30 protein-coding genes and 1 pseudogene are annotated in these 26051 nt (G+C 61.9%); 17 read left to right on the top strand and 14 right to left on the bottom strand.

Annotation, left to right across the window (positions count from 1 at the left end; all coding sequences use genetic code 11):
• Positions 1-94: 94 nt before the first annotated feature.
• The 4 genes from NKH19_RS10630 (at position 95) to NKH19_RS10615 (ending at position 2302) form a co-directional block, all read left to right on the top strand.
• Positions 95-1198, top strand: coding sequence for an NADH:flavin oxidoreductase/NADH oxidase (locus NKH19_RS10630; protein ID WP_352864132.1), 1104 nt, complete (start codon positions 95-97; stop codon positions 1196-1198).
• 122 nt (positions 1199-1320) lie between these two features.
• Complete coding sequence (locus NKH19_RS10625) at positions 1321-1638, top strand: SH3 domain-containing protein (RefSeq protein ID WP_352864130.1); 318 nt, start codon at positions 1321-1323, stop codon at positions 1636-1638.
• A 116-nt stretch (positions 1639-1754) separates the two neighbouring features.
• A complete protein-coding gene (locus NKH19_RS10620; protein WP_352864128.1) occupies positions 1755-2033 on the top strand; it encodes a DUF982 domain-containing protein in 279 nt (92 codons plus the stop codon).
• Positions 2034-2062: 29 nt separating this feature from the next.
• The gene (locus NKH19_RS10615; RefSeq protein WP_023759465.1) at positions 2063-2302 is read left to right on the top strand and encodes a DUF2188 domain-containing protein; all 240 of its coding nucleotides are present in this window, start codon (positions 2063-2065) and stop codon (positions 2300-2302) included.
• A gap of 95 nt (positions 2303-2397) precedes the next feature.
• On the opposite strand, the gene NKH19_RS10610 is transcribed toward NKH19_RS10615, so the two are convergent.
• On the bottom strand, positions 2398-2679 hold the full coding sequence (locus NKH19_RS10610; RefSeq protein ID WP_352864124.1) for a hypothetical protein: 282 nt from the start codon (positions 2677-2679) through the stop codon (positions 2398-2400).
• 57 nt (positions 2680-2736) lie between these two features.
• Positions 2737-3750, bottom strand: a complete 1014-nt coding sequence (locus tag NKH19_RS10605) for an alpha/beta fold hydrolase (RefSeq protein ID WP_352864121.1) — start codon at positions 3748-3750, stop codon at positions 2737-2739.
• Between the two features lie 229 nt (positions 3751-3979).
• Here NKH19_RS10605 and NKH19_RS10600 point away from each other — a divergent pair, with 229 nt between their 5' ends.
• The 8 genes from NKH19_RS10600 to NKH19_RS10565 all read left to right on the top strand — a co-directional run bounded on the left by NKH19_RS10600 (position 3980) and on the right by NKH19_RS10565 (position 13142).
• A complete protein-coding gene (locus NKH19_RS10600; RefSeq protein WP_352864118.1) occupies positions 3980-4723 on the top strand; it encodes a competence/damage-inducible protein A in 744 nt (247 codons plus the stop codon).
• An 81-nt stretch (positions 4724-4804) separates the two neighbouring features.
• Positions 4805-5638, top strand: a complete 834-nt coding sequence (locus NKH19_RS10595) for a universal stress protein (protein WP_352864116.1) — start codon at positions 4805-4807, stop codon at positions 5636-5638.
• 257 nt (positions 5639-5895) lie between these two features.
• Positions 5896-6396 carry a xanthine phosphoribosyltransferase gene (gene gpt, locus NKH19_RS10590; protein ID WP_352864113.1) on the top strand — a complete coding sequence of 167 codons (501 nt, stop codon included), beginning with the start codon at positions 5896-5898 and terminating at the stop codon, positions 6394-6396.
• A 210-nt stretch (positions 6397-6606) separates the two neighbouring features.
• Positions 6607-7095, top strand: a complete 489-nt coding sequence (locus tag NKH19_RS10585; protein ID WP_352864110.1) for an NUDIX hydrolase — start codon at positions 6607-6609, stop codon at positions 7093-7095.
• A gap of 162 nt (positions 7096-7257) precedes the next feature.
• On the top strand, positions 7258-7569 hold the full coding sequence (locus NKH19_RS10580; RefSeq protein WP_352864108.1) for a PilZ domain-containing protein: 312 nt from the start codon (positions 7258-7260) through the stop codon (positions 7567-7569).
• 667 nt (positions 7570-8236) lie between these two features.
• Positions 8237-12013: a vitamin B12-dependent ribonucleotide reductase gene (locus NKH19_RS10575; RefSeq protein ID WP_352982109.1), complete on the top strand. Its 3777-nt coding sequence runs from the start codon at positions 8237-8239 to the stop codon at positions 12011-12013.
• 125 nt (positions 12014-12138) lie between these two features.
• Positions 12139-12909 (top strand): hypothetical protein, encoded by a 771-nt coding sequence (locus tag NKH19_RS10570; RefSeq protein WP_352864102.1) that lies wholly within the window; start codon positions 12139-12141, stop codon positions 12907-12909.
• A gap of 26 nt (positions 12910-12935) precedes the next feature.
• The gene (locus NKH19_RS10565; protein ID WP_352864099.1) at positions 12936-13142 is read left to right on the top strand and encodes a type II toxin-antitoxin system HicB family antitoxin; all 207 of its coding nucleotides are present in this window, start codon (positions 12936-12938) and stop codon (positions 13140-13142) included.
• A gap of 49 nt (positions 13143-13191) precedes the next feature.
• On the opposite strand, the gene NKH19_RS10560 is transcribed toward NKH19_RS10565, so the two are convergent.
• Both NKH19_RS10560 and NKH19_RS10555 read right to left on the bottom strand, forming a co-directional pair.
• Entirely contained in the window at positions 13192-13812 is a 621-nt protein-coding gene (locus NKH19_RS10560) for a hypothetical protein (RefSeq protein WP_352864096.1), read from the bottom strand.
• Positions 13805-14326 carry a hypothetical protein gene (locus NKH19_RS10555; protein WP_352864094.1) on the bottom strand — a complete coding sequence of 174 codons (522 nt, stop codon included), beginning with the start codon at positions 14324-14326 and terminating at the stop codon, positions 13805-13807. Before NKH19_RS10555 ends, NKH19_RS10560 begins: the two co-directional genes overlap by 8 nt.
• Before the next feature lie 174 nt (positions 14327-14500).
• Here NKH19_RS10555 and NKH19_RS10550 point away from each other — a divergent pair, with 174 nt between their 5' ends.
• A complete protein-coding gene (locus NKH19_RS10550; RefSeq protein WP_352864091.1) occupies positions 14501-14860 on the top strand; it encodes a hypothetical protein in 360 nt (119 codons plus the stop codon).
• A 478-nt stretch (positions 14861-15338) separates the two neighbouring features.
• Here the strand turns inward: NKH19_RS10550 and NKH19_RS10545 are convergent, their stop codons facing one another.
• Both NKH19_RS10545 and NKH19_RS10540 read right to left on the bottom strand, forming a co-directional pair.
• Positions 15339-16304: a DUF3592 domain-containing protein gene (locus NKH19_RS10545; RefSeq protein ID WP_352864089.1), complete on the bottom strand. Its 966-nt coding sequence runs from the start codon at positions 16302-16304 to the stop codon at positions 15339-15341.
• 348 nt (positions 16305-16652) lie between these two features.
• Entirely contained in the window at positions 16653-17630 is a 978-nt protein-coding gene (locus NKH19_RS10540; protein WP_502910906.1) for a glycoside hydrolase family 25 protein, read from the bottom strand.
• Between NKH19_RS10540 and NKH19_RS10535 the strand changes: the two genes are divergently transcribed.
• Positions 17545-17793 carry a hypothetical protein gene (locus NKH19_RS10535; protein WP_352864083.1) on the top strand — a complete coding sequence of 83 codons (249 nt, stop codon included), beginning with the start codon at positions 17545-17547 and terminating at the stop codon, positions 17791-17793. The genes NKH19_RS10540 and NKH19_RS10535 overlap by 86 nt on opposite strands.
• Before the next feature lie 80 nt (positions 17794-17873).
• Here the strand turns inward: NKH19_RS10535 and NKH19_RS10530 are convergent, their stop codons facing one another.
• From NKH19_RS10530 to NKH19_RS10495, 8 genes and pseudogenes are all read right to left on the bottom strand, one after another.
• Positions 17874-18665, bottom strand: a complete 792-nt coding sequence (locus tag NKH19_RS10530; protein ID WP_352864081.1) for a phosphodiester glycosidase family protein — start codon at positions 18663-18665, stop codon at positions 17874-17876.
• Positions 18666-18713: 48 nt separating this feature from the next.
• Positions 18714-18821, bottom strand: a pseudogene (locus tag NKH19_RS10525) (undecaprenyl-diphosphatase); the annotation flags it as partial.
• 304 nt (positions 18822-19125) lie between these two features.
• A complete protein-coding gene (locus NKH19_RS10520; RefSeq protein WP_352864079.1) occupies positions 19126-19323 on the bottom strand; it encodes a hypothetical protein in 198 nt (65 codons plus the stop codon).
• Positions 19324-19463: 140 nt separating this feature from the next.
• The gene (locus tag NKH19_RS10515) at positions 19464-19862 is read right to left on the bottom strand and encodes a GFA family protein (protein WP_352864076.1); all 399 of its coding nucleotides are present in this window, start codon (positions 19860-19862) and stop codon (positions 19464-19466) included.
• A 57-nt stretch (positions 19863-19919) separates the two neighbouring features.
• Positions 19920-20048 carry a hypothetical protein gene (locus tag NKH19_RS10510; RefSeq protein ID WP_352864073.1) on the bottom strand — a complete coding sequence of 43 codons (129 nt, stop codon included), beginning with the start codon at positions 20046-20048 and terminating at the stop codon, positions 19920-19922.
• Positions 20045-21001: an alpha/beta fold hydrolase gene (locus NKH19_RS10505; protein WP_352864070.1), complete on the bottom strand. Its 957-nt coding sequence runs from the start codon at positions 20999-21001 to the stop codon at positions 20045-20047. Before NKH19_RS10505 ends, NKH19_RS10510 begins: the two co-directional genes overlap by 4 nt.
• Positions 21002-21058: 57 nt before the next feature.
• Positions 21059-21544 carry an SRPBCC family protein gene (locus NKH19_RS10500; RefSeq protein WP_352864067.1) on the bottom strand — a complete coding sequence of 162 codons (486 nt, stop codon included), beginning with the start codon at positions 21542-21544 and terminating at the stop codon, positions 21059-21061.
• 136 nt (positions 21545-21680) lie between these two features.
• Positions 21681-21929, bottom strand: a complete 249-nt coding sequence (locus NKH19_RS10495) for a ParB N-terminal domain-containing protein (protein ID WP_013532091.1) — start codon at positions 21927-21929, stop codon at positions 21681-21683.
• Between the two features lie 154 nt (positions 21930-22083).
• Here NKH19_RS10495 and NKH19_RS10490 point away from each other — a divergent pair, with 154 nt between their 5' ends.
• The 3 genes from NKH19_RS10490 to kce are packed head-to-tail and all read left to right on the top strand — an operon-like array spanning position 22084 to position 26048.
• Positions 22084-23727, top strand: a complete 1644-nt coding sequence (locus NKH19_RS10490) for a N,N-dimethylformamidase beta subunit family domain-containing protein (protein WP_352982108.1) — start codon at positions 22084-22086, stop codon at positions 23725-23727.
• A 1-nt stretch (position 23728) separates the two neighbouring features.
• Positions 23729-25114, top strand: a complete 1386-nt coding sequence (locus NKH19_RS10485; RefSeq protein ID WP_352864062.1) for an aminotransferase family protein — start codon at positions 23729-23731, stop codon at positions 25112-25114.
• 4 nt (positions 25115-25118) lie between these two features.
• Positions 25119-26048, top strand: coding sequence for a 3,5-dioxohexanoate:acetyl-CoA acetone transferase (gene kce / locus NKH19_RS10480; protein WP_352864060.1), 930 nt, complete (start codon positions 25119-25121; stop codon positions 26046-26048).
• Positions 26049-26051: the final 3 nt, after the last annotated feature.

Raw genomic sequence — 26051 nt, 5'->3', positions numbered from 1 at the left:
TGATTGGTCCAGAAGCCGGTTCACCGCCTCGTGTCTGGCGTAGACTCGATCGGTTGCCTAAATAGCGGCTAACCCCTCCCCGGAGCCCCTTTTCATGACAACATCGCTTTTCCAGCCGATCACCCTCGACGGCCTTACCTTTCCCAATCGCATCGCTGTCGCGCCTATGTGCCAGTATTCGGCCGAAGACGGCTCGGCCAGCGACTGGCATCTCTACCATTGGATGAACCTTGCCATGTCCGGCGCCGGCATGGTCACGGTCGAGATGACCGATGTCGAGCGGCGCGGACGCATCACGCATGGTTGCCTCGGCCTCTATTCCGAAGACAATGAGGCTGCCGCCCGTCGGGCACTCGATGCGGCAAGACGCGTCGCCGCTCCCGGCACGAAGTTCGGCTCCCAGCTTGCCCATGCCGGCCGCAAAGCCTCCAATCGCAAGCCGTGGGAGGGCGGCGGACCGCTGCAGCCAGACGAGGATCCTTGGCAGACCGTGTCGGCGTCGGCGATCGCCTACGACACCGGCTGGAACGTGCCGCGCGCGCTGGAGGAGGAGGAAGTCCTGCACCTCATCGAACGCTTCGCAGACGCGGCAAGGCGGGCCGAACGCGCGGGCTTCGACTTCCTCGAGCTGCATGCCGCGCATGGCTATCTGATCTTCCAGTTCCTGTCGCCATTGTCCAACCAGCGCACCGACCGTTGGGGCGGCTCGCTGGAAAACCGCATGCGCCTTGTCGTCGAGATTGCCAAGGCGGTGCGCAAGGCAACGCCAAAGCTGATGCTCGGCGCGCGGCTGTCGGTGAAGGATTGGGTCGATGGCGGCTTCGACGTCGAGGATGCGATCGAAGTGGCGAAAGCACTCAAGGACGCGGGCGTCGCCTATCTCTGCTGCTCGAGCGGCGGCAATTCGCCGTTGCAGAAATTGCCCACCGGTCCGGGTTACCAGGTGCATCTGGCGGAGGCCGTGCGCAAGGGTGCCGGCATTCCGACCCGCGCGGTTGGCCTGATCGACGATCCGAAGCAGGCCGAAGCGATCGTTGCCGACGGCCGTGCCGACATGGTGGCGCTGGCGCGCGCCTTCCTGGCCGATCCGCGCTGGGGATGGCGCGCGGCGGCGACGTTCAGCGAGACAATCCACCCGGCGCCGCAGCTTGCGCGATCGGTGACCACCATGCAGCACTGGATGAAGGCGGCGGGCTGATCGGCCCGTTCTCCCGATACCGGCGCCCCCTGGCTTTGGACAGTTGCCCCGCTTCAATTCTCGCCGCAAACTGTTACGTTCGGTGAGGCCGCGGCGGGCGCGGCAGGGCTTGGGAGGAAATCATGGCGTTCAAGGCATTCTTGCCGGTTGCGGCGCTGACCGTTGTGGCCGGACTTTGGATCGGCACGTCGACGCCGGCCGGCGCACAATATTGCGAGGGCACGGTGCACGGCCTGTCCGGCCGCTACAATCTATCGACCGGCAGCGGCTTTCTTGCCGTGCGGACACGGCCGAATTCGTCGTCGCGGATGATCGGCCAGTTGTTCAATGGCGATCATACCGAGATCTTCGACCGACGCGGCAACTGGTATCAGGTCGAAATCGGCGGCCGGACCGGCTGGGCAAACGCACGCTGGCTGCGCAACGACTGCGGCTACTGAGCGGCTGTTTTCGAGTCGCTCCCGGTCGGATGGCAGCCTCCAAACAGGCTCTGAGACGTTTGGGCGCACGCTGAAGGCCACGTTTGCAACCAAATTGGCTGCTTTGCGTTGCGGCCATGATGGACAACAAACCTTTTGAAGTGCCGGTCGTCGTCGAACTTGGGCACGTCGGCAAATATCGCCATATCCGCAGCGCCCAGGAGGCGGCGGAATGCCTGATGACCGTGTGGCCGCTCAATCGCGGCCCGCGCCATCGTGATGCCCTCGACACTTGCCTCAAAGTGCTGGAAGGTTATCGTTCGACAGCGGATGCGCGCCGGGCGCTGATTGAAGCCGCCAAGGAATCGGAAGTTCTGGTGCCCGACGACCAACTGCCCGACGACCGGCTGCACTGAGCGGACGGACCTTTCAACCGGAGGTTTTCATGGCGAAGCTGACTTATAAGATCGTCGAGCATGACGGCGGTTGGGCCTACAAGGTCGGAGCGACCTTCTCGGAGACGTTTCCCACCCATCAGGACGCATTGCGCGCCGCCGAAATCGCTTCGGCCGAGCAACGGATCGCCGGAGCCACGGACGGCATCCAATACGAAGATGCCGATGGCGAATGGCATGAGGAACTGGCCGACGGCCGGGATCGGCCTCAGACAGAGGTTTCCGACTAGTTTGGGATCTACAGTCAGTTTTTGGCATTGAGCGGGACGCCGGCCGCGGACGTCCGGAGAGGAAACGCTCCGCGGCCAGCAACCGCCGCGTGGCCCTATTTGCCGCAGTACCGATCGTTGACGTTCAGCCCGGCATTGGCGTCTGGACCGGGCGTGTGATCGGCACATGGGCCAATCCCGCCGGTATTGCCCAAAGTGTTCAACCCGGAGCCGTCCGCACTGATACTACCGGTGGTGTTGGGATCGACAGTCGTCCGGTCTTCATTGCCGAACAACCACCAGCTATGGTTGGAATAGTTGCTATCCGACGACTGCGCCATCGCCGCTGTGGCAAGACCGATCGTCAGGACGGATGCTGCGAGTAGTTTTGTGTACATTTTGAATTACTCCATATCTTCGTCGTCTTGGGTGCGACACGGGGTAAAACCCGGCATTCAGCCGAATGGTTCCTTGAAATTGTTGTGAAGCCGGTTTGATGTCGGCTTGGAAAACGCACGTGCCGCAAGGCGTTTGATGAAGGCAATGACCCGGTCCGGCTCATTGAATTGAGGCATGTGGCCGAGGCCGCCGACAGATTCGAAATCAAGTGTTTCGATCTTGTCCTGCATTGGCTCGCCGTGGGTACGGATATCGATGACGCGGTCGGCCGTTCCGAAGAGAATGCCAGCCGGCATGACGATCTCGCCATAGCGCTGCTCGATGCGGCCGAGATCTTGCTCGACTGCGACGACATCGGAGGACGTGGCGTAGAAATGGGTTGGCCTCAGCCCGAGCCATCCACCTGCGTCGACCATGTAGTCGGCAGGAAAAACCCGCGGCGCGAAGATGAATTCCATTGTAGGCCGCGCATATCGGAGACTTGTCGGTATCGCCATGGTGTAAGCCATGATCCAGCGCCGCAGGCGTGAGGGGATATAGAGCAAGCCGGACTTTTCGCGCATGCCGGCTTCCAGATGGGTCAATGGCGCCAAAAGCGCGATGCCGGAAATTACCTCGGGATGCTCCACGGCCAGGGTCAGCGCGACGGCGCCGCCCAGCGAGTGACCGACCACCAGCGGCCTTTCCAGTCCCAGGGCTTCAATGAAGCGTCGCACGATCTCGGCCTGTTCGGGCAGCCGGCCCGTGGCGCTGCGCGCTCGCACCGAATAGCCCGACCCCGGTCGATCGAGCGCGATCAACCGGTAGCCCGGACCGAACCGTTCGAACAGAGTGTGCCGGAAATGATGGAGTTGGGCGCCAAGCCCGTGCACGAAGACAATCGGCTGCCCCTCACCCTGATCGACATAGTGGATGCGGTTGCCGCCGATCTCGATGAATTTTCCGACCGGCGGCACCAGCCTTTCAGCCTTGGCGGCGATCCACAGCGTCGCCAGCACCAGACTGGCGATCCCCAGGACCGCCAGCAGGAACAGCGTGCCCAGAAGCCATGACAGAATCGGCAAGATCATTGTTCACCGGACCAGAACCCGCATGAGCTTAGCTTCCCCCGATCCAGGTGCAACCTTCCGTCGAAACGGCGAGCGCGAAGGCCGCCCGTTTCGACGGTCGACTTCCGTGACGCGGCACCCTGTCCGTAGGCAATGGATATCTCGGGTGCGGATTGTTCACCGTTCCGGCGGCATTGCGGCCGCCGCCGCGCCGCGCTATCTCAGGCCACCCGTCATACCGGAGCCTCCCATGCCTGAAATCGTGACCGCCGCCATGCTCGTCATCGGCGATGAGATTCTATCCGGCCGAACCAAGGACAAGAACATCGGTCATCTCGCCGATATCATGACGGCGATCGGCATCGACCTGAAGGAGGTGCGCATCGTCCCGGACGAGGAAGACGAGATCATTGCCGCGGTGAATGCCGTGCGCGCCCGTTACACCTATGTGTTCACCACCGGCGGCATTGGCCCGACGCATGACGACATCACGGCCGATTCCATTTCCAAGGCTTTCGGCGTGCCTTGCGAGTACGATGCCAAGGCCTATGCACTGCTGGAGGCAAGTTACGCGGCGCGCGGCATCGAATACACGGAGGCCCGCAAACGCATGGCACGGATGCCACGCGGTGCCGATCTCATCGACAACCCGGTGTCCGTTGCACCCGGCTTCCGTATCGGCAACGTCCATGTCATGGCCGGTGTGCCGTCGATCTTCCAGGCCATGCTCGACAATGTCGTGCCGACGCTAAAGGCCGGCACGAAAATGCTGTCGGCAACCGTGCCCTGCCCATTCGGCGAAGGCCTTATCGGCGGGCCGCTTGGCGATATCCAGAAAGCGCATCCGGACACGATCATCGGCTCCTATCCGAAATATGGCGACGGCAAGTTCTGGACCGAACTGGTGGTGCGTGCCCGCAACCAGGAGGCCCTGGATGCCGCGCGTACCGATGTCGAGGCAATGGTGGCCGGGTTCGCCAGCAATCCCGGCTGATCTGGTCCAGACCGGAACCAAGCACGAAGCTGCAACGTTTCCTCGGCACGAGTTCGGTAGCTCGTAGATTGAGGGATTATCATGCGCTTCAAAACCATCGTCGCCATTCTGCAGAACGAGCAGGACGCGGAGCGCGTGCTCGACTGCGCCATTCCTCTCGCCACCCGGTTCCAGAGCCATCTGATCGGCATCCACGCCGAAACGCTTCCCGTGCCCTACACCTCGGCCACGGGCTTTCCGGACACTGAATTCCTGCAGGTTTCGGCCGACATGAACCGCGAGCGTGCCGAAAAACTGCAGGCGACTTTCCTCAGACGTATCGAGGATTCCGGCCTGTCCTTCGAGTGGCGAAGCCTGGAGAGCTTTTCGGGCGACAGTGCGCTGACCGGGATTTCGAGCGTGCGCGCCGCTGACCTGATCATTGCGGCGCAACGCGAAACGGGCGGTGACCCGAGCGCTGATGTCGACACGCTGGTCTATGATGCCGGCCGGCCGGTGCTGGTGGTGCCGCATGAGGGTCCGCTGATCACCACCTTCAAACACGTCCTGCTCGCCTGGAACGGCAGCAAGGAGGCGGCGCGCGCCGCTTTCGACGCGCTGCCCTTCATCATCGAAGCCGAGAAGACCGAGATATTGGTCATCGATCCGCCTGAAACGCTCGACGACAGCGCGGAGGCCGCCGGCGCCGAAATCGCGTCAGCGCTGTCGCGCCACGGCGCCACCGTCAGCGTCTCGCTGCAGCAGTCGGGAGGCAATTCGATCGACGACATCATCCAGACCAGGATCGCGGAGACCGGCGCCGATCTGCTGGTGCTCGGCGCCTACAGCCACTCCTGGCTGCGACAACTTCTGTTCGGCGGCGTGACGCGCAGTGTGCTGCGCACCGCGCCGGTAGCAGCCTTCCTGTCGCGTTGACGCATGTCGCGCAGGTCGCGAGTTTTGAGACAACGACATGCAGACTTGGAGCGGATCGCATGCATCTGTTTCGATGCGACGCGTTTGAAGTCCACCGCGATCGGTCAGGCCTGCGCTTGCCAAGGCCCCTGCTCTTGCCAAGACCCCTGCTCTTGCCAAGGCCCATGCTCTTGCCAAGATGGGGGCTTTCCAGCTAATTCCGCGCGCATTCCCCTGTTTTCTTGCGCGCGATCCCCGCGTGCTGCGGAGTGCGCGACATGTCCCTTCCCGAAAAAGCCTTTCCGGTCTCCTGGGACCAGTTCCATCGTGACGCCCGGGCGCTCGCCTGGCGGCTTGCCGGCGCCAACAAGGGGCAGTGGAAAGCGATCGTCTGCATCACGCGAGGCGGGCTGGTCCCCGCGGCGATCATCTCGCGCGAACTCGGCATCCGCGTCATCGAGACGGTCTGCGTCGCCTCCTATCACGACTATACCAGCCAGGGGCAACTGCAGGTGCTGAAAGAGATCACGCCGGCCTTGCTGGCCGACGATGGCGCCGGCGTGCTGATCATCGACGACCTGACCGATACCGGCAAGACGGCGGGCATCGTGCGCGCGATGATGCCGAAGGCGCATTTCGCCACCGTCTACGCCAAGCCGAAAGGCCGGCCGCTGATCGATACTTTTGTCACCGAAGTCAGCCAGGACACCTGGATCTATTTTCCGTGGGACATGGGCTTCACCTACCAGAAGCCGATCGCCGACGACCACGCCAGCTGATTCGCAACAACCTGGCTGTTACAGATCAGCAGCTTGCACGGGCATTATTTGCTTTCGCGAATAAGCCCGGCAGGCCGGATATTTTGCGAAATCGACGTCTATTGGCGGAAATCGGCCGGACGAATGAAATTTTTTACTTTTATTGCCGACAATTAGCCCTAAGATTCGTGAGACGGCAAACGATTCCGGAGGCTGGGGCTAGCTTCTTCGATGTTGACGAGGCCAACGACGCACAATCATCTGGCCGAAAGGGTCCGACGGCTCTTCGGCACGGCGCCGTGCCGCCTTCAGGTCGCCGCCCTGCCCTGGCGCGATGCCGGAAACGGTGTCGAGATCATGCTGATCACCAGCCGCGATACCGGCCGCTGGGTGTTGCCAAAGGGTTGGCCCGAGGCCAGGGAGCCGCTCTGCGAGGCCGCGGCGCGCGAAGCCGCCGAGGAAGCTGGGCTGCGGGGGAGTATCTCTCATCTCGAAGCCGGCCGCTACTTCTACGCCAAGGTGCTGGCTTCCGGCGAAGAAGTGCCGTGCGAGGTCCTGGTGTTCCCGCTGCACGTCGACAAGATCGCCGACCGCTGGAAGGAAAAACACTCCCGCACCCGCAAATGGGTCAGTTCCAGCGAAGCCGTGCGCATGATCAACGAACCCGACCTTTGCCAGATCATCGCCTATTTCTGCGCCGACCCGCACAGCTTCCCCTGACGCGACATTGAGCGGCGGCATCGCGCTGCCTGCAAACCGGATCGGTTTGCAAGGGCAAGCGGAACGGTTTTTTCAAAGGCGAGACACGCTGCGCCGCGCATCGACGTGAATGCTTTGCTAAGGAATCAAGGGTACGATTCGGCAGCTCTGGTATTTTCATCGATGGCGAACCCCGCAAATCCAATTCCGAACGAGTCCGGCGATCCCCAGCGCGAGCATCGTCCGCGCGTGCTCAAGGGCGGGTCGATCATCACCGGAATTTCGAATTCGGAAGTCGGTTGCACGCTGCGCAATCAGCACGAAGGCGGCGCCGAACTGAAGATACCACTCGAAGCCCGGGTTCCCGATCGCTTCCTTCTCTATGTGCCGCTCGACGGCATTGCCTATCGGTGCGAGGTTCGCTGGCGGCGCAATGACCGCCTTGGCGTGCAGTTCACCGGCACCGAGCCAAAGCCCCGGCTGCACTACGGCTGATCCTGTCGGAACCTGGGGGCAAGCGCGTGCCTCACCCCCTTGCCCTGGCAATAGTGTGAACATCGCCCGCATCCACGTCTCCCATTGGGCGGCAATTGCGATCGCCGCGCCGGTTTCTATCCCCGTTATCCACATATGTGACACACAAGATGTTGGGGTCACAAAAGCTACGCAAACGAATCCTTGACGGCGCAAAACGAGTCGCCTTTTATAGGCCATGCGCTTCTGTTGAGAGTGCGACCGGAAAGTTCTGAGCCCGGTATTTTTCCCGGATTATGTGCGTTTTTGCTCGCATTTCCGCCCGTTTACGAGGCCGGCGGAAGCGTTGGAATTGTGGGGCGATTGGGGACAATTGGGACAATTGTCAGGCTTGAATAAATTGTCTGTTAACACTATATTTAGTGTTTGCAGGTACGTTCGACGCTAGATAGTGTGAATCTCCCTCAAGTGAGGGAATCGAAAAAATCAGTTTTGAGGGACCCGTGGGGTTCGTCGGCGCGTTGGACAGTTACTTCGCAAGGAGTTTTGACCAGCAGGGCCGGCGGAGACCGCGAAATGGAGAGCCGGCCGTTTTCGAACGCCGGCAGACGCGGACATGCGTGTTTCGCATTGGGGGCAGAAATTCCCCTGACGAAAGCGCTATATATAGACAAAAGGGACCGGACCAATGCGCATCGAGCGTCGTTTCACCAAGCCAGGACAATCTGCCTATGCGGAGATCGAATTCCGCAAGGCGCTTTCGGAGATCAAGAATCCGGATGGTTCGGTGGTGTTCCGCTTGGACAACATCGATGTGCCGGCGCAGTTCTCCCAGGTCGCCGCCGACATCCTGGCGCAAAAGTATTTCCGCAAGGCCGGTGTCCCCGCACGCCTGAAGAAGATCGAGGAGAACGACGTCCCCTCCTTCCTGTGGCGCTCCGTCGCCGACGAGGCGGAACTTGCCAAACTGCCGGAAGCCGAGCGCTACGGCTCCGAGATCGACGCCCGCCAGGTCTTCGACCGGCTGGCAGGCACCTGGACCTATTGGGGCTGGAAGGGCGGCTACTTCAAGTCGTCGGAGGAAGACGCGCGCGCCTTCCGGGACGAGCTTGCCTACATGCTGGCCACCCAGCGCGTGGCGCCGAATTCACCGCAATGGTTCAACACCGGCCTGCATTGGGCCTATGGCATCGACGGCCCGAGCCAGGGCCACTTCTATGTCGACCCGTTCACCGGCAAGCTGACCAAGTCGAAATCCTCCTACGAGCATCCGCAGCCGCATGCCTGCTTCATCCAGGGCGTGCAGGACGACCTCGTCAACGAGGGCGGCATCATGGACCTTTGGGTGCGTGAAGCGCGTCTGTTCAAATACGGCTCCGGCACCGGCTCCAACTTCTCACTGCTGCGCGGCGAAGGCGAAAAGCTGTCGGGCGGCGGCCGCTCGTCCGGCCTGATGAGCTTCCTCAAGATCGGCGACCGCGCGGCGGGCGCCATCAAGTCGGGCGGCACGACGCGGCGCGCCGCGAAAATGGTCATCGTCGATGCCGACCACCCCGATATCGAGGAATTCATCGACTGGAAGGTCAATGAAGAGCAGAAGGTCGCCTCGCTGGTGACCGGCTCCAAGATCGTCAAGAAGCATCTCGAAGCGATCATGAAGGCCTGCGTCAATTGCGAAGGCAATGGCGACGACTGCTTCGATCCATCGATCAACTCCGCGCTGAAGCGCGAGATCAAGGCGGCCAAGAAATCCGCCGTGCCGGAGAACTACATCTACCGCGTCATCCAGTTCGCCAAGCAGGGCTATTCGTCGATGTCGTTCAAGACTTACGACACCGACTGGGATTCGGATGCCTACCTCACGGTTTCGGGCCAGAACTCCAACAATTCGGTGTCGCTGAAGGACGACTTCCTGCGCGCTGTCGAGGACGATGCCGACTGGCACCTGACCGCCCGTAAGGACGGCAAGGTGCTGAAGACGCTGAAGGCACGGGATCTGTGGGAAAAGATCGGCTATGCCGCCTGGGCATCTGCGGATCCGGGCCTGCATTTCAACACGACGATGAACGACTGGCACACCTGCGCTTCCGCCGGTGCGATCCGGGCGTCCAACCCGTGCTCTGAATACATGTTCCTCGACGACACGGCCTGCAATCTCGCCTCGATCAATCTGCTGCCCTACCGCAACGCCGACGGCACCATCGACATCGCCGCTTACGAGCACACCGTACGGCTGTGGACCATCGTGCTGGAAATCTCGGTCATGATGGCGCAGTTCCCGTCGAAGGAGATCGCCAAGCAGTCCTATGAATACCGCACGCTCGGCCTCGGCTATGCCAATATCGGCGGCCTGCTGATGACCTCGGGTATTCCCTACGATTCCGACGAGGGCCGCGCCATCTGCGCCGCCCTCACCGCGATCATGACCGGTGTCGCCTATGCCACGTCGGCTGAGATGGCCGGCGAGCTTGGCGCCTTCGCCGATTACGACCGCAACGCCCAGAACATGCTGCGCGTCATGCGCAACCACCGCCGTGCCGCCTATGGCGAGAAGCAGGGCTATGAGAAGCTCGCCGTCAATCCGGTGCCGCTGGTCGCCTCCGACCTGAAGCAGCCGGAACTCGCAACCCACGCCAAGGCCGCCTGGGACCGCGCCATCGAGCTTGGCGAGGAGCATGGCTATCGCAATGCGCAGGCAACCGTGATCGCGCCGACCGGCACGATCGGCCTGGTCATGGATTGCGACACCACCGGCATCGAGCCCGATTTCGCGCTGGTCAAGTTCAAGAAGCTGGCCGGCGGCGGCTACTTCAAGATCATCAACCGCGCCGTGCCTGAAGCGCTGCGCACGCTCGGCTACTCCGAGGCCCAGATCGGCGAGATGGAGGCCTATGCGGTCGGCCACGGCAATCTCAACCAGGCGCCGGCCATCAACCCCGGCGCGCTCAAGGCCAAGGGTTTCACCGACGACAAGATCGCGGCGCTCAATGCAGCGCTGAAGTCGGCCTTCGACATCAAGTTCGTCTTCAACCAGTGGACGCTCGGCGCCGACTGGGTGAAGGAGACGTTCGGGTTCTCCGACGAGCAGCTCAACGACTTCTCGTTCGAGATACTGCAGGCGCTGGGCTTCTCCAGGAAGGACATCGAGGCCGCCAACATCCATGTCTGCGGTGCGATGACGCTGGAAGGCGCGCCCTTCCTCAAGCCCGAACACCTCGCCGTGTTCGACTGCGCCAGCCCGTGCGGCAAGATCGGCAAGCGCTCGCTGTCGATCAACAGCCACATCCAGATGATGGCGGCGGCACAGCCCTTCATCTCCGGCGCCATCTCCAAGACCATCAACATGCCCAACGATGCCACGGTGGAAGACGCCAAGGGCGCCTACATGCTGTCGTGGAAGCTGGCGCTGAAGGCCAACGCGCTCTACCGCGACGGCTCGAAGCTGTCGCAGCCGCTCAATTCCTCGCTGCTCGCCGATGTCGAGGACGACGAGGACGAAGCTCTCGAGCAACTGATCGCCGCACCGGCGGCGGCGCGCGCGGCACAGATCACCGAGCGGATCGTCGAGCGCATCATCGAGCGCGTGTCGCGCGAGCAGGAAAAGCTGCCCGGCCGCCGCAAGGGCTATACGCAGAAGGCCAAGATCGGTGGCAACACCATCTTCCTGCGCACCGGCGAATATGACGATGGCCGCCTCGGCGAGATCTTCATCGACATGAACAAGGAAGGCGCGACGCTGCGTGGCCTTCTCAACAACTTCGCCATCGCCATCTCGCTCGGCCTGCAGTACGGCGTGCCGCTCGACGAATATGTGCACGCCTTCACCTTCACCAAATTCGAGCCAGCCGGCATGGTGCAGGGCAACGACGCCATCAAGAGCGCGACGTCGATCCTCGACTACGTGTTCCGCGAGCTGGCGATCTCCTATCTCGGCCGCAACGACCTCGCCCATGTCGACCAGTCGGACTTTTCCAACACCGCACTTGGCCGCGGCATCAGCGAAGGCAAGACGGACGCGGTCTCCAAGGGCCTGACCCGTGGCGCCTCGCCGGTGAAGCTGGTGTCGCGCGTCAGCGGCAACGATCCGAAAGGCTTTGCGGCTCCCTCGGGCGCCCCTGCCCGCTCGGTGCCGACAGCCTTCTCCGGCTCCAACGTGCTGGCCCTGAAACCGGCCAGCGACGAAGCGGTCGCCTACAAGCGCGACTATGAGGAGCGAGCGAAGGAACTGGCCGAGGACATCACCTTCGAGGAAGCGGCTGCATCCGACGCCACGGCAGGCTTGTTCACCGATGCCGCAGCCCTTGAGGCGGCCGAGGCCAAGAAACTCGCCAACGACCGCCGCGCCAAATCGCTGCTCCAGGGCTACACCGGCAATTCCTGCTCCGAGTGCCAGAATTTTACGATGGTGCGGAACGGGACTTGTGAGAAGTGCGATACGTGTGGTGCCACGAGCGGGTGCAGCTGAGAAAATTCTGATGATGAGGCCCCCTAAACGCAACATTTCGGCCCGGTCGCAAGATCGGGCCGAAATGGCAAAAGGAACAAAAAGGGTACGGCTCAGTTTGCTTTAACAACACGACCGGAGCACTCATGTCAGAAATCAAATCGATCTCAAGAACGCCGCCTGTTGACGTTCGACGACGGCTTCGAGCGGAAGTCGGCTTCGGATGCCCGATGTGCGGTTCTCCGCACCTGGAATATCACCATTTCAATCCTACCTGGGCCGAGCAAAACCATCACGATCAACAGGGCATGATCGCCTTATGTGCTGAACATCATGCTGCCGCCGATTCGGGAGCGTTCACAAACGATCAACTTACGAGTCTTAAGCGACCCAATCATACCTTTGTCCAAAGTAGCTTTCAGTGGCGTAGAAAACACACCATTTTCGTTTGCGGTGGAACTTATGCCTATCAATGCGATAGTATGCTTCGCGTAGGGGGAATAGACGTAATCTATTTTGAAAAAGATGAATTCGGATGCGATACTCTTTCTTTGAATATATATGATGTTTGCATGAATAGAATATTCGAAATGCGGATGAACGATTGGACCGCCAAAATAAATGTAGATGACATCGAGACGCCGCCGGCCGCGCGAACGCTTTTATTCAAATCGACTATCCATCAAGTTAACGTCAAAATCGAATTCAAAGATAGGAAATCGTTGAGCACCGAAGACGAGAATATCTCCGCCGAATTCGGAATTCCTGCCGAGGAAAACGTCGTTTTCTGCTTCTTTACAGGTGATATGCCTGCACCTGTGCCCGTCAAATTCAACGATCGCAACATCCAGGTCGGCGGTATGATACTAGAAGGGAATCGTATGGCAGGCTGCGGCGTCGGCATCCAAGTTGGTTAAGTTAGTCCACTTAAGGGAGTGATGACATGCGTTACGCGGTCGTGATTGAAAAAGCAGGAGATAATTTCTCCGCCTATGTGCCGGACCTCCCCGGCTGCATCGCGACCGGTGCGACCGTACCTGAGGTGGAAACCGAGATTCGCGACGCAATCCGCTTTCACATCGAAGGTTTGCGCGCCGATGGGCTGGACGTGCCTAACGGCGTCAGCCTCGCGGAATACGTAGAGGCATAGAAGACAGACCCGGCGCCTCGCTCATCCGGACCGGCTCGGATCCCGCCTCCTACCCCGCCGGCAACACGTACAGCGTCTGCTCGTCAAACAGCGACTCGTCCTGGCCTATTCGCACGAACAGCAGTTTGCGCGCCTCACCCGTGGGCACCTCGAAATACTGGATGCCGTCTGGCATTTCGCCCCAGTCGCCGCAGGGTGGCTCTGGAACCTCGTTGGGGTCGGCCACCGCTTTCAGTTCTTTCGCGTAGGCCGCGTCGGGGCTGAATGTATAGCGCTTGATGCCGGCGGGAACTGTGCCCTCGGTGTAAGGCGCCAGCACGCAGCGGGCGCTGACTGCCTTGTCGGTCTTTTGCAGGAACAGGCGCTGCAAGGCGGCCTCGGCGGTTTCACCTGATATGATGTCGAAGACCTCGACAAGAGGGTCGGCGGCGCCGCCATCGCTGTATTTGATGGCGAGCGCATTGCCGGCGAATTCGAAGTGGATCTGACGGAAGCCGAAATCGCAGCGCTGCACCCAGGCGGCGAGCCCGACACTCCTGTCGGACAGCCTTTCCCAGACGCATTTGTCGATGGGCGGGCGCGACGGCGCCGGCTCGTCCGCCACGGCGGATATCGTCGTGGATGCAAGCAGGGCGCTGACCCAGATGATCGATTTCATGGCATTATTCATCGCTGCATCCTGTCAAAGTGAAGGCATCCCAGGCCGAACCATCGGGATTGGCATTGGCGAAATCGGCCAATTCGCTGAAGGCCACACCGAAATCGGGTAAAAGCAGCCCTTTCGGCGCCGCTGTCGCTTCGCGCGAATTCAACTGCTCGGCGCCGCCGCCGGTCAAGGCATAGACCTGTCCCTCCCATATCCTGCACAGTCCGCTGCCGTCCTGCAGGCCCGCTTCGCGGTCGTCGTCGGTGCAGGTGTGGCGGATGGTGCCGAGCGGAAAGGAATTCTTGCCGTTGGTCCAGGTGATGTCGGCCGGCAGGCTTGTGCCGGTGTTGGGCACGGTCAGCGAAAACACCTGCGCCGTCAGCGCCGCCGGCTCGTTGGCGAGCGGCCGAAATTGCATGACGGCACCCGAGCGCTGTTCCCGATAGGTGGCGTGGCTCAGCAGACAGTCCCTGGCGCTCGCCGCCTGCATCGGACCGAGCAGGCCCAGGAAGACGAAGGCCAGTTTGCGGGTGATCATTAGATGTCTCTGGGAAAGCGTTGCCTGGGTACTCCCGCACAGTCGCATCATCCGTGCAAAAGCATAAGCGAAATCCGGAACGGCAGCGTTTGTCCACGCCTGGACGAAACGTATCCCGTATCGTTCCCAACAGTCTGTATGGTCGAGCGCAACAACGAAGGAGAAAACCCGGTGATGCGGCGCTTTATGACGACGATGACGATGTCCGCATTCGCGGCTGGCCCTGCGATGGCGGCGGCGCCCTATGTCGGAGCATGGTCCAGCGACCGGCTGAACTGCAGTGCGACCGCCGACGTCCAAAGCCAGACTGTGTTCACCGTGGATCGGGCGTCGCTGTCGCTTCCCGAATTCGGCTGCGAGCACGCGACCTTCCGCAAAACCGCCACCGGCTGGGTGGTGCATGCCAGCCAGTGCTACGGGTCGGACCCGTCACTGGAGGAGCCGTTCACGCGCGTCATCCGTATCGTCAAGCATGGCGCCACGGTGCGGTTCACCTGGCATGGCTTCGACAGCGGGCCCCTCGTCCGCTGCTGAAGGCATCCGGCGCCTCACACCAGCAGGGCGATCGCTTGTGGCGGAGACCACCAATTGTCGAAGTCGGCGCCGCCCCTCATCGCCCTGCCGGGCACTTCTCCCCGTATAGTGACCTATGGCATTCACACATCTCTTTCCGCTCATGGACGGTAGGTCAAAAATGCCAGCATTTTCAACGCCTGCATCCTAGCGCCGCCAAGGGATCATGACGACATCGCCCTCACTTAAGTCTTTGATTTCACGTTTCTTTAGCCGCCGCAGAAAGATGTGTGAATCCGATAGGTATAGTGACGGGGAGAAGTGGGCCGGCCGCAACCTCGGCACCCATTCTGCAACGCTGGAGATTGGCGAAATCCATCGCGAAAGCGTCCTTCTCCCCGTCACTATACGGGGAGAAGATGCCGGCAGGCAGATGAGGGGCGGCGCCAACGTCCGGAAAAGGTTGGGGTACGAATCCGAACCCGAAGCGATTGTCCGCTCACACCAGCCCGACCAGAAACGCGGCGCCGCCGAGAAAGCCAACCGAACAGACCCACAGCAACCAGAGGCCGCGCACCCGGCATTCGAGCACCGCCGAGGCGGGGTTAGCGGGGTCATAGCGCACGTCGACCTTGCTGCCCTCGACATACTGCCGTGCCTGACCGCCGACGAGGCCGAGCAGCGAAGCCGTCACGGTGGCGCCGAAGGTGACGCGATCGGCACTGTAGCGCTGGCCGGCGACGCCATAGGAGTAGACGATCCGCGATTTGAAGACCGTGCGCCAGCGTCGATAGCCTGAATGGCTTCGCAGCGCCTGCAGGCCTGACGCGTCGACGCGGCCGGCCGCGACCGGCCATTTTGCCGCCTGCTCGGCCAACGATTTCTGGGCGAAACCCATGCGCAGGACAAACAGGCCCATGAACAGCAGCAGCGCTCCCGCGCCGAGGTTCTGCGGCTTGGGCAGATGCGGCCCGATAGCCTCCAGGACGCCCCCGACGGAAAACACCAGCACAACCGCGCCGATCACCAACCCTGCCGAAAGCTGCACCATGAACTTGAAGGCGCCGTCCGGCATGGTGCGCTCGATCACGGCTTTGCCCGGATCGGCCGGATTGTAGAAGACGGTCACTTCCGCGCCGCGAGGAAACTGCGCAAGGGTTTCGGCGACTCCGAAATTCCCCAAATTCTCCTTCACGCTGTAGCGCGAGCTTTGAAATTTCTTGCCGCCGACCTTGTATTCAAAGGTGATCGCCGGAAAATTGCGCATTTCGGTGGTATCAGTGCTATCCGAGCCAACGCCCAAGCGCCTCACTTCACGGGCTTCGACGCGCGACGAGATGATCTTTCCCGGCGCCGGCAACCAGCGGCTGAGTGCCTTTACCTCTCGCCATTTCAGGAAGGTGATGAGCGACAACATGCCGGCGACCACGCAGGCAAAGCCGACAAGCAAAATCTTGAGTTCCAACTCGTCTCCCCCCAGGAGTGCAGGAGCCTGCACATAGACAGCAAGGCTGCGGCAATGTCTTGTTTATTCGCGAAGCCTCCCCTTCGGATCTGGAAACGACTGTCTTCCGTTGATCTGGATCAACGCACATGCACCGTGCGTGCTGTCTTCTCGACACTCATCGAAGGGAGAACCAACGTGTCGACTTACGACCTCATGATTACGGCCGCGGTCTTGCTCTATTTCGGGTCATTCTCCGCGGTCCTGGCCTATGCCACCCTCGATGAATCGCGTCGCCGGCCACGCAGATAAGAGCAGCGCAAACAGCAACAGCCACGCGCGAAGGAACGCCGGGCCTGATCGGCTGCTTCAGTTGGCGTCGGCGACGGAGATCCGGCCACCGGCCCAGGCGCGCCATTGCCGTTCGTCGCCGTGGAAGACGTTGAGGTCGATGCGGCCGGTGACGCCATGCGACAGGCCGGAGCCGGAATACTGCCAGAACAGCCATTTGCGATCGGGGTAGACCTTTGACGGGTGCCGCGCCACCGCCCGCAGCCAGAACGGATAATCGAGGAAGGCGCCGCGCAGATTGTCGCGATAGAAATCGGGCGCGGTGTAGATGATGGGCCGCTGGCCGTAATGGCGCTCCAGCCTGTCCATGAACACCTGCATCTTCTCCAGCACCTTTTCACGCGACGGCCGCCGCTTGCAGCTGGACTCGCCGTTCCACTCGACGTCGATCACCGGCGGCAGAGCGCCTTCGACCCTGGGCACGTTGCGGATAAACCAGTCGGCCTGCTCGCCGGCCGTACGGCACCAGTAGAAAAAGTGATAGGCGCCGCGCTTCAGGCCGGCGGCGTCGGCATTGCGCCAGTTCCTGGTGAACATCGGATCGAGGTGGTCGCCACCGTCGGTGGCCTTGATGTAGGCGAAGTTGGCGCCCTGAGCGCGCAGCTTGTTCCAGTTGACGTTGCCCTGCCAGCGCGAGACGTCGACGCCGTGCACGGCAAGGTAACGGGGCGAAGCCTTGCCGAAATTGATCGGCTTGGCATCGCGAAATCCATAGCGCGTAAGCGGCCCGGCAAGCATCGGAGGCGCCGCGCGGCTGAGCAGCCTCGGCGGCGATACCAGGGCCGCCGGCTCGATTGAGGGCTCGACGCTGTCCGACGGATCAGGCGCAGAAAGTGCCACCGTCTCTTCCTCCGCCAGTCCGAAAGGCCGCGGACTTTCGTCGACCGGCGCCATTTCGACGCTCGGCGCCTTGCTGGGCATTGCCCGCGGCACCGCCGCGATAGGCGCCGGCGGCCGTATCACGGAACTGGTGGTTTCGCTCGACGGCTTCTGCAAATCCAAAGCGTCGACGCCGGCCGTCGACGTGCAGCCGGCAAGGCATAGCGATGCGATCAAGAAACTGATGGCGCCCGAAATCCGCATCTGGACCTGTACTCAAAACACAACAGACCGAGGGCAAAACGACAGCCAACGGACAAACCGGATCAGTTATGAATGAGAAATTACCAATAAAGTTTGAATCAAAGATTATTTGCCCGAGCGAGGGTTCCAAGCGGGGTCGGGAAGCGACCTCGGGCGCTAGCCGTTCTTCCTGAATACCCCAATCATCGGCCCCAAATTCCAGTAGTCGTCATTGCGGCCGATGGCCGGTGCAAACAGGCTGGATATCGTGCCGTCGAGGAACAGCGCATTGTTGCAGCCGAGCGCGTCGCGGAAAAGACGGGCGAAGGCATGGAAGGTCACCGTGCCGTTCGAAATCGCGAAGACCGCGACGCCGTCCTTGCGCACCCCGACACCGTCGCGGGTTTTGCGCGAGGTGCCGTCGGCCTGGAATTTCGGATGCAGCTTACCGTCGATCACCAGCATCGGCCCGGATTGGGTCGCATAGTCGACGGGCGGACGCCTTTTCACAAAATCCTTGGTGGCGCGGACCGCCGCCTTGCCGTCGCGCATGTAGAAAATGCCATTCGGCTGCAGGGAAAAATTGCCGCTTCCCGACCCGGTCTTCACAGAAGCCATTTCCTGGCCCTGCTCGACATACAGACCGACCGGAGCGAGATTCGGGTGATACATGCCGGCATTGATGCCGAACAGCATCGTGCGCCCGGCCGCCCGCTGCGAGGCAGCGAGATTGTGCAGAGACTGAAACGGCTTGCCCGCCGGATCCCTCCAGAAGAATTCGACCTGATATCGCTTCGGGTCGACCTCGCAAACGAGATAGCTGGTCGCCTCGAAGACTAAGTCCCGGCATGGCGGCAGCAAGGCAACCCATTGGCCAAACCCCATGCCGAGTGCCGCCACCGACGGCAGCGCGCCCTTGGCCAGCGCCAGCAGCAGCGGCACCGATTGCAGAAGGGTGAAGAAATCCATGCGCGTGCTGGAATCCAGATTCGGGGTCCAGTACGGATATAGCCCGTTTCAAGCGATACTGCCCATCGCCACGCTCAGCAATAGGACGACGCCGAGCACCCCGCGATAGATGACAAACGGCCAGGCCGAGAAACGCTCCAGCACACGCATCAGGCCCCTTGGGCGGTCGAGGAAATCGGCAGCAGTTCGGTGATGCCTTGCACGACGCCGAGGAACGCCACCTTGGCAGGCCGACGAAGCCCGTGTCAGGCCTTGAGTGCTGTCGGCCAACGTCGAATTCCATGTATGAGAGATCGGGCTTGCGCGGACCGACCAGTCGAGATCAATCCCGGGCAAGCCTTATCGTCATGGGCCAGATAATCAATTTACGGATTTGTAAGCTGATGCGCCGGCATGCGCGCGATTGAAAACCGACCCAGCTTGGGCCGGTCTGAGATTCACTGGGAAAATTGCAACGCGATTACGGGCAGAGCCAGAGTTTCTGGCATGCCCTGGCGATCACATGAGCCGGCGGAACAACGGGCTCATCGACGGAAGGCCGGCGAACCCGTTCGAGCAGCATGCGCACCTGTTCGGGGCGCACACGGTCGCGCTCCATCACGAGCAGGACCATCGGATCGCTCAAAAGCTCGTCCAGGGTGGTGATGCTGTCGTTCATCCGTCGTCTCCTCGAATGCCGTACCCGCGACCCATAAATAGGGAGACAATGATGGCCCGCCAATGACGCTTTGCCGGCTATCTCGTGTTGATTTGGATTAAATTTTGTTCAGGCTTGCGCCCTCCGTTCCGAAGGAAAAACTAGCCTGGCGGCGGGGCGCCTTCGTACTGCGGCAGGCCGTCATCGAGCACCAGCCAGGGCTGCTTCGAGGCCGTGAAAATATGCATTTGCGGCTTGAAAACGGTGGGGTCGTCGAGCGAACCGGTGGTGATGCCGATAATCCCCGCGGAATCACGCCGGGAAAACATCGTCGTGCCGCAGTTCGGGCAAAAGCCGCGCTTGAGGTCCGGCGAGGAGTTTACCGTCGCCAGCGGCCCGTCGACCGTCAAATCGTCGATGCGAAACAGCACACGTGCGTTGAAGGCGGCGCCGATCGCCTTCTGGCAAACGCGGCAGTGGCAAATACGCTCATTGATCGGGGCCGCGTCCGCGCGGTAGCGCACCGCCTTGCACAGGCATCCGCCCTCATATCTTGCCATTGTCTGGATCCATTGGTGGGAGAGAATAGGGGCAAGTTAGTGGCGGGACCGTTTGGGTCAATTGAAAAGCTTTGATACAACGTCATCGCTTATGCTGATGCGGGCGGCCATGACATCGAAACCATCGTAATGACCGCGTGAAAATCCGCCGACTGCCGCTAGACAGCCGGCGGTTTGGGCGGTCATTCCGTTTCGCCGACCACCTCGTCCCAGGTCTTCACCTTGGTCTCGCCATTGAGGAAAGGCAGGGCCGCGGCCGTCAGTTCCGGGGCGAAGAAGACGTCGTAGTGGGTACGGTTGGGCAGGATCGCCAGCCGGTTCCGCGACAGGTTCTCACGCATCCAGCCGGCGTCCTTCAACCCGCCGCCGAGCATCTGGTAAAACTTGATCTCGTGCTCTGGCTTGTACATATCGCTGTCGCCATAGGCCAGCATGACCGGCATCTTCAGCTTGGCGACGTCGGCCGAGTAGTCGTAGTTCTGGCGCATGAAATTGCCAAGCGCGTCGAGCAGTTTCGGGAAATCGTCTGGATGTGGCGCCACCGCGACATAGGATTTGTACATCGGCGTGTCCTTCATGAACGCGGCGGCGGCCGCGCTCACCTGCGCCTGCTGCGGGCGCATCTCGTCATAGAAGCCGTCGGCCGCATAGCCGGTGGATACCAGCACGAGGCGGCGCACCGCTTCGGGATGCTGGACAGCAAGACGGAATGCGACGCCGCCGCCCAGGGAATACCCCATGACGTCGATCTTGTCGTAGCCGAGCGCCTTGACGATATCGGCCATGTCGTCGCCCATCGCCTCCAGGCTGAACGGCCGATCGCCGAGCGCGGTGCGGCCGTGACCCTGCAGGTCGACGCCGATGACGGTGCGGTTTTCGGCAAGTTTCGGCAGGATCGGCGCGAACATATCCGTGGTGCCAAGACCGCCATGCAGCAGAAGCAGCGGCTCGCCCTTGCCATAGATGGCATAATAATATTTCAGGCCGTTGATCGGCAGCAGGCCGGACTTTTCCAGCTTCGGCAGTGCATTCGTTTCAGTCGTCATGGCGGATTTTGTCTCCTCTGCATTGGTGGTGCCCGGGCAGCCAACGAGTGCTACGACCGAAGCAAAAATGGCGAAAAACAGGGTTTTGAACATATCGATCTCCTCTCCTGCCGATATCAAAGCGTCATGCCGATCAAAGCGTTTGGCCGATCAAAGAGTTTTAGCGAGTTCTTCGAGCTGGTCGGTGCACTGTCCCCAACCCTCGTGGAAACCCATCTTCTCATGCTGTTCGCGGTCTGCGACGCTCCAGTGCCTGACCCGAGCGATGTAGCGGGTCTTGCCGTTGCCCTCGTCCTCGAAGGTCAGCACCACGGTCATGAACGGCTTTTCCGATGGCTCCCAAGCCTCTGTGTAGGCGTCGGTGAAGACGATCTTCTTGCCGGGAACGACTTCGAGGAAGACACCGGGGTTGGGGAATTCGTTGCCGTCCGGGCTAGCCATGACGACAAGGCTCGAGCCGCCGCTGCGCACATCCATTTCGGCCCGTGGTGTCGTCCATGGTTTTGGCGAGAACCATTGCGTGACCAGCTTCGGATCGGTCCAGCAGCGGTACACGTTCTCGCGCGGCGCATCGATGACGCGGGCGAGAACCAGTTCACGGTCGTTGGTGGGGGCGATGTCGAGCTTGGTGGCCATGAAGATGTCCTCGGCTGTCGGTTTGATCTGGCTTCCGTCCCAAGGACGAGCCGATGAACCGCAAGCCGACACCGCCGGCGAAATTTTTGCGACGACGTTCCTGGCGGGCGTCGGTCCGGTTGGAACGAAGGGCGTGTCAATGGCGCTTGGCTTGCACCAGATAGGCCTCGATCTCGGTCTCGCCGAGCCATTTTGCTGCTTCCAGCCGATGCAGGCCTTCGACGAGGATATGGCGCTTGCCGTCATGGCGGACCTGGATTGGCGTCTTCATGCCGTTTTCCAGGATGTCCTCGGCCAGATGGCGGACGGTCTCGGGATGCAGCGTCTTCTTGCGCGCCGTCGGCACGTAGATCTCGTCGACCTTGACCTTTTGCACTCTGAGCATGCCGACCCCCATGGCGGAAACGCCGCCTCCCCTGAGATAGTCCGTTTGATGGAGGCGGCCAAGGGTGCGGCTAACGAATGCTGGCCCGATCGTTTCCATTTGACGCTGGACCGGCAGATCGCCGAAATGGCGGCCTCGAACTTCTCCGGTGTTCATGACCCATTTGCCGACCGAGTTTCCCGATTTCGGACTGACGCCGGAGCAGCGCCGGCACGCGGTGCGCGGCCATTACTACGAGTGGCCTGGCATGGATGGCGAGCGCGGCGAGATCTGGTGCTACAGCGACCGGTTTTCCTATCGCGCCGGCGAGACGGTGGCGTTGCATGTCAGTTCGACGGCCTCGCGGTTCAATATCGCAATCGTCCGCGACGGCGGCACGGAGACCAAAGTGTTCGAGCAGGCAGGCATTGCGGCACGCTGGCAGGACACGCCCGACCAATGTTCGGCCGAAGGCTGCGGCTGGGATGCGTCCTTCGAATTCCGCGTCGAGGCGGACTGGCCGTCCGGAGCCTACCGGGTGACGCTGACCGCCGATGGCCGTGATGGCAAGCCGATCCAATGCCACCATCTGTTCATCGTCAGCCCACAGCCAGGCCCCAAACCCGGCCGTGTGCTGCAGGTGGCGGCGACGGGCACCTGGCTCGCCTACAACACTTGGGGCGGCTCCAACCACTACCAGGGCATCACCGGGCCGGACCGCAACCAGTATTCGCCCATCGTGTCGACGCAGCGCCCATGGTGCCGTGGCTTCGTGGTGCTGCCGAAGGACGCGCCACGCGTGCCGCTGGAAGTCGCCGTGCCGCCGAAGACGGTGCCGCGTTATCCGCACATGGAATGGGCGCTCGCCACCGGCCATTCGAAGAAATACGCTTCGTCGGGCTGGGCCAGCTATGACAGCCACTTCTTCCGCTTCGCCGAACGGGCCGGCTATGAGGTCGATCTTGCCAGCCAGCATGATTTGCACTTTTCGCCCGAGATTCTCGACGGCTACGACTGCGCCGTCTTCGTCGGCCATGACGAATACTGGACCTGGGAGATGCGCGATGCCGTCGACAATTATGTCGGGCGCGGTGGCCATGCGGCGCGCTTTGCCGGCAATTTCATGTGGCAGACGCGGCTCGAGGACGAAGGTCGCCGGCAGGTCTGCTACAAATATCGCTCGCGTGCCGAAGACCCGGCCTATCTCCCAGGCGGCGACGTCACCCGCGCCACCAATTCCTGGGAAGCGCCGGAAATCGCCCGGCCTGGTTCGGCGACCTTCGGGCTCAACGCGACGCGCGGCGTCTATGCCGGCTGGGGCGGCTGCGCGCCGCGCGGCGCGCGTGGCTTTCCGGTCTACCGGCCCGAGCACTGGGCCTTCGCCGGCACTGGCATCTACTACGGTGACCTGCTGGGCGCCGACAGCCATGTCTACGGCTATGAGGTCGACGGGCTCGACTTCGAGATACGCGGCGGCCTGCCCTATCCCACGGCCAAAAGCGGCGCACCTGATGGCCTCCAGGTTCTCGCCGTCGGAATGGCCAGCCAGGTCGAGGAAAGCGCCGATATCCCGATCGAGGACCAGTTCCTCACCGACGAGGATGGGCGCTTCACCGCCGAAACGCTGTTTGGCGAGGCGAGCGACGCCAATCTGGAAAAAGTCAAACGGGGCAATGGCATGATCGTCAACTTCCCGCGCGGCAAGGGCGAGGTGTTCCACGCCGGAAGCTGCGAATGGGTCGCAGGCCTGCTAAGACAGGACCCGATGGTCGAACGCGTCACAAAAAATGTCCTCGATCGTTACCTCGGAAAGTCCTGACATGTCGAAAACCCAGACCGCCGCTCAAGACACCGAAGCTCGGCGAGAATCGCACCTGTTCTATCTGTCCAGCCTGCGCCGGCCGCTGATCGACCGCGCCGAAGGCATCTACATGTGGACGCAGGACGGCCGCCGCTTCATCGACGGATCGAGCGGCCCGATGGTCGCCAATATCGGCCATTCCAACCGCAACGTGCTGGATGCCATGAAGCGGCAGATGGACCGCGCCACCTTCGCCTATCGGCTGCATTTCGAGAACGAGCCGGCGGAGGAGCTTGCGCGGGAACTCGCCGGCAAGCTGCCGGAAGGCATGGACCGCATCTTCTTCGTCTCGGGCGGCTCGGAGGCGACAGAATCCTGCCTCAAGCTTGCGCGGCAATGGGCCGTCGCCACCGGCCAGGCCAGCCGCTGGAAGGTGATCACGCGCTTCCCCTCCTATCATGGCGGCACGCTGGGTTCGCTCTCGATTACCGGCGACGATGCACTTGCCGAAACTTTCGAGCCGATGATGCGGGTGATGCCGACCGTGCCGGCGCCGAACGCCTGGCGCGACCGCGACAATCTTTCGATGGAACAGCGCGGCATTCGATATGCCGACATGCTGGAGGAGAAGATCCTGGCCGAAGGGCCGGAGAGCGTGGTCGCCTTCATCATGGAGCCGATCGGCGGTGCGGCGACCGTGGCCCTGGTCGCGCCTGACAGCTACTATCCGCGCATCCGCCAGATCTGCGACCGCTACGGCATCCTGCTCATCCACGACGAAGTGATGAGCGGCGCCGGCCGCACCGGAAAATTCCTCGGCGGCGATCACTGGAACTGCAAGCCCGACATCGTCGCGCTGTCCAAGGGACTTGGCTCGGGCTATGCGCCGCTTGGGGCGCTGGCGGCACCGATGCGGCTGGTGCAGCCGCTGCTCGCCTCGGGCGGCTTCCAGCACGGCCACACCTACGCCGGCAATCCGCTGGCGTGCGCCGCAGGGCTTGCGGTGCTCGGTGAAATGGACCGGCTTGACCTGATCGCCAACGCGGCTGCGATGGGCGACGTGCTGATGGACGGGCTGAAGAGGCTGGCGAAACGGTTTCCATTCATCGCCGACGTGCGCGGCAAGGGCCTGCTCACCGGCGCCCAGATGGTTGCCGATCCCGAGACGCTCCGACCGATGGACCAGACCAGGAAGGCCACGCAGCGGCTGCTCGACCTCGCCTATGAACGCGGGCTGATCATCTATGGCCGCAGGGTCAAGGGCGGCGTCGACGGCGACAATTTCATGGTCGCGCCGCCGATGATCGTCACCAGGGAGCAGGTCGGCGAGATCGTCTCCATCATCGGCGACTCGCTGGACGTTCTCGCTTCCGAGCTCGACCTGCCGGTCGAAGGTCGGGGGTAGAAGAATGGCGCCGAGAAAGGTCATCATCACCTGCGCCGTCACCGGCTCGGTCCACACGCCGTCTATGTCGCCCTATCTGCCGGTGACGCCGGACCAGATCGCCACCGACGCGATCGCCGCGGCCGAAGCCGGCGCTTCGATCCTGCATCTGCACGCCCGCGACCCCAGGGATGGCCGCCCAACCGCCGATCCGGATGTCTACATGCAGTTCCTGCCGCGCATCAAGCAGGCGACGGATGCGGTGATCAACATCACCACGGGCGGCTCGTCGCTGATGACGCTGGATCAGCGGCTAGCTGCACCGCTCAGGACCGAGCCGGAGATGTGCTCCCTCAACATGGGCTCGATGAATTTCGCGCTGTTTCCCATGCTCGACAAGCCACGGGAATGGCAGCACGAATGGGAGCCCAAGCTGCTGGAAGCGACGCGGGACACCATCTTCAAGAACACCTTCGCCGATATGGAAGGCGTGCTGGAGAGGCTGGGCAAGGGCTGCGGCACGCGCTTCGAATTCGAGTGCTACGATGTCGGCCATCTCTACTCGCTGGCGCATTTCCGCGACCGGGGCCTGGTGTCGGGACCGCTGTTCATCCAGTTCGTGCTGGGCATATTGGGTGGCATCGGCGCCGACCCTGACAATCTCGTCCACATGAAGCGCATCGCAGACAAATTGTTCGGCGACAGCTACCAGTTCTCGGTGCTGGCCGCCGGCCGCAATCAGATGCCGCTGATCTCGATCGCAGCAGCCATGGGCGGTAATGTCCGTGTCGGGCTGGAGGACAGTCTTTATGACGGCCGCCAGCTGGCGAAATCCAATGCCGACCAGGTGCGCCGCATCCGTGGCATTCTCGACGGGCTCTCGCTGGAGGTCGCCACGCCCGCCGAAGCGCGCGACATGCTGGCCCTCAAGGGCGGCGACCGGGTGGCGTTTTGAGAG

Source organism: Mesorhizobium sp. M1338 (assembly GCF_040318045.1).
In the GTDB taxonomy this organism is placed as follows: Bacteria; Pseudomonadota; Alphaproteobacteria; order Rhizobiales; family Rhizobiaceae; genus Mesorhizobium.
Note: the sequence above shows the minus strand (reverse complement) of the source record. Positions and strands in the feature narration are given on the sequence as shown.

Bases quoted from the DNA above. Each gene is read 5' to 3' on its own strand.
- NKH19_RS10630 (WP_352864132.1), top strand. From the start codon at position 95: ATGACAACATCGCTTTTCCAGCCGATCACCCTCGACGGCCTTACCTTT.
- NKH19_RS10625 (WP_352864130.1), top strand. From the start codon at position 1,321: ATGGCGTTCAAGGCATTCTTGCCGGTTGCGGCGCTGACCGTTGTGGCC.
- NKH19_RS10620 (WP_352864128.1), top strand. From the start codon at position 1,755: ATGATGGACAACAAACCTTTTGAAGTGCCGGTCGTCGTCGAACTTGGG.
- NKH19_RS10615 (WP_023759465.1), top strand. From the start codon at position 2,063: ATGGCGAAGCTGACTTATAAGATCGTCGAGCATGACGGCGGTTGGGCC.
- NKH19_RS10610 (WP_352864124.1), bottom strand. From the start codon at position 2,679: ATGTACACAAAACTACTCGCAGCATCCGTCCTGACGATCGGTCTTGCC.
- NKH19_RS10605 (WP_352864121.1), bottom strand. From the start codon at position 3,750: ATGATCTTGCCGATTCTGTCATGGCTTCTGGGCACGCTGTTCCTGCTG.
- NKH19_RS10600 (WP_352864118.1), top strand. From the start codon at position 3,980: ATGCCTGAAATCGTGACCGCCGCCATGCTCGTCATCGGCGATGAGATT.
- NKH19_RS10595 (WP_352864116.1), top strand. From the start codon at position 4,805: ATGCGCTTCAAAACCATCGTCGCCATTCTGCAGAACGAGCAGGACGCG.
- gpt (WP_352864113.1), top strand. From the start codon at position 5,896: ATGTCCCTTCCCGAAAAAGCCTTTCCGGTCTCCTGGGACCAGTTCCAT.
- NKH19_RS10585 (WP_352864110.1), top strand. From the start codon at position 6,607: ATGTTGACGAGGCCAACGACGCACAATCATCTGGCCGAAAGGGTCCGA.
- NKH19_RS10580 (WP_352864108.1), top strand. From the start codon at position 7,258: ATGGCGAACCCCGCAAATCCAATTCCGAACGAGTCCGGCGATCCCCAG.
- NKH19_RS10575 (WP_352982109.1), top strand. From the start codon at position 8,237: ATGCGCATCGAGCGTCGTTTCACCAAGCCAGGACAATCTGCCTATGCG.
- NKH19_RS10570 (WP_352864102.1), top strand. From the start codon at position 12,139: ATGTCAGAAATCAAATCGATCTCAAGAACGCCGCCTGTTGACGTTCGA.
- NKH19_RS10565 (WP_352864099.1), top strand. From the start codon at position 12,936: ATGCGTTACGCGGTCGTGATTGAAAAAGCAGGAGATAATTTCTCCGCC.
- NKH19_RS10560 (WP_352864096.1), bottom strand. From the start codon at position 13,812: ATGAATAATGCCATGAAATCGATCATCTGGGTCAGCGCCCTGCTTGCA.
- NKH19_RS10555 (WP_352864094.1), bottom strand. From the start codon at position 14,326: ATGATCACCCGCAAACTGGCCTTCGTCTTCCTGGGCCTGCTCGGTCCG.
- NKH19_RS10550 (WP_352864091.1), top strand. From the start codon at position 14,501: ATGCGGCGCTTTATGACGACGATGACGATGTCCGCATTCGCGGCTGGC.
- NKH19_RS10530 (WP_352864081.1), bottom strand. From the start codon at position 18,665: ATGGATTTCTTCACCCTTCTGCAATCGGTGCCGCTGCTGCTGGCGCTG.
- NKH19_RS10520 (WP_352864079.1), bottom strand. From the start codon at position 19,323: ATGAACGACAGCATCACCACCCTGGACGAGCTTTTGAGCGATCCGATG.
- NKH19_RS10515 (WP_352864076.1), bottom strand. From the start codon at position 19,862: ATGGCAAGATATGAGGGCGGATGCCTGTGCAAGGCGGTGCGCTACCGC.
- NKH19_RS10510 (WP_352864073.1), bottom strand. From the start codon at position 20,048: ATGACCGCCCAAACCGCCGGCTGTCTAGCGGCAGTCGGCGGATTTTCA.
- NKH19_RS10505 (WP_352864070.1), bottom strand. From the start codon at position 21,001: ATGTTCAAAACCCTGTTTTTCGCCATTTTTGCTTCGGTCGTAGCACTC.
- NKH19_RS10500 (WP_352864067.1), bottom strand. From the start codon at position 21,544: ATGGCCACCAAGCTCGACATCGCCCCCACCAACGACCGTGAACTGGTT.
- NKH19_RS10495 (WP_013532091.1), bottom strand. From the start codon at position 21,929: ATGCTCAGAGTGCAAAAGGTCAAGGTCGACGAGATCTACGTGCCGACG.
- NKH19_RS10490 (WP_352982108.1), top strand. From the start codon at position 22,084: ATGACCCATTTGCCGACCGAGTTTCCCGATTTCGGACTGACGCCGGAG.
- NKH19_RS10485 (WP_352864062.1), top strand. From the start codon at position 23,729: ATGTCGAAAACCCAGACCGCCGCTCAAGACACCGAAGCTCGGCGAGAA.
- kce (WP_352864060.1), top strand. From the start codon at position 25,119: ATGGCGCCGAGAAAGGTCATCATCACCTGCGCCGTCACCGGCTCGGTC.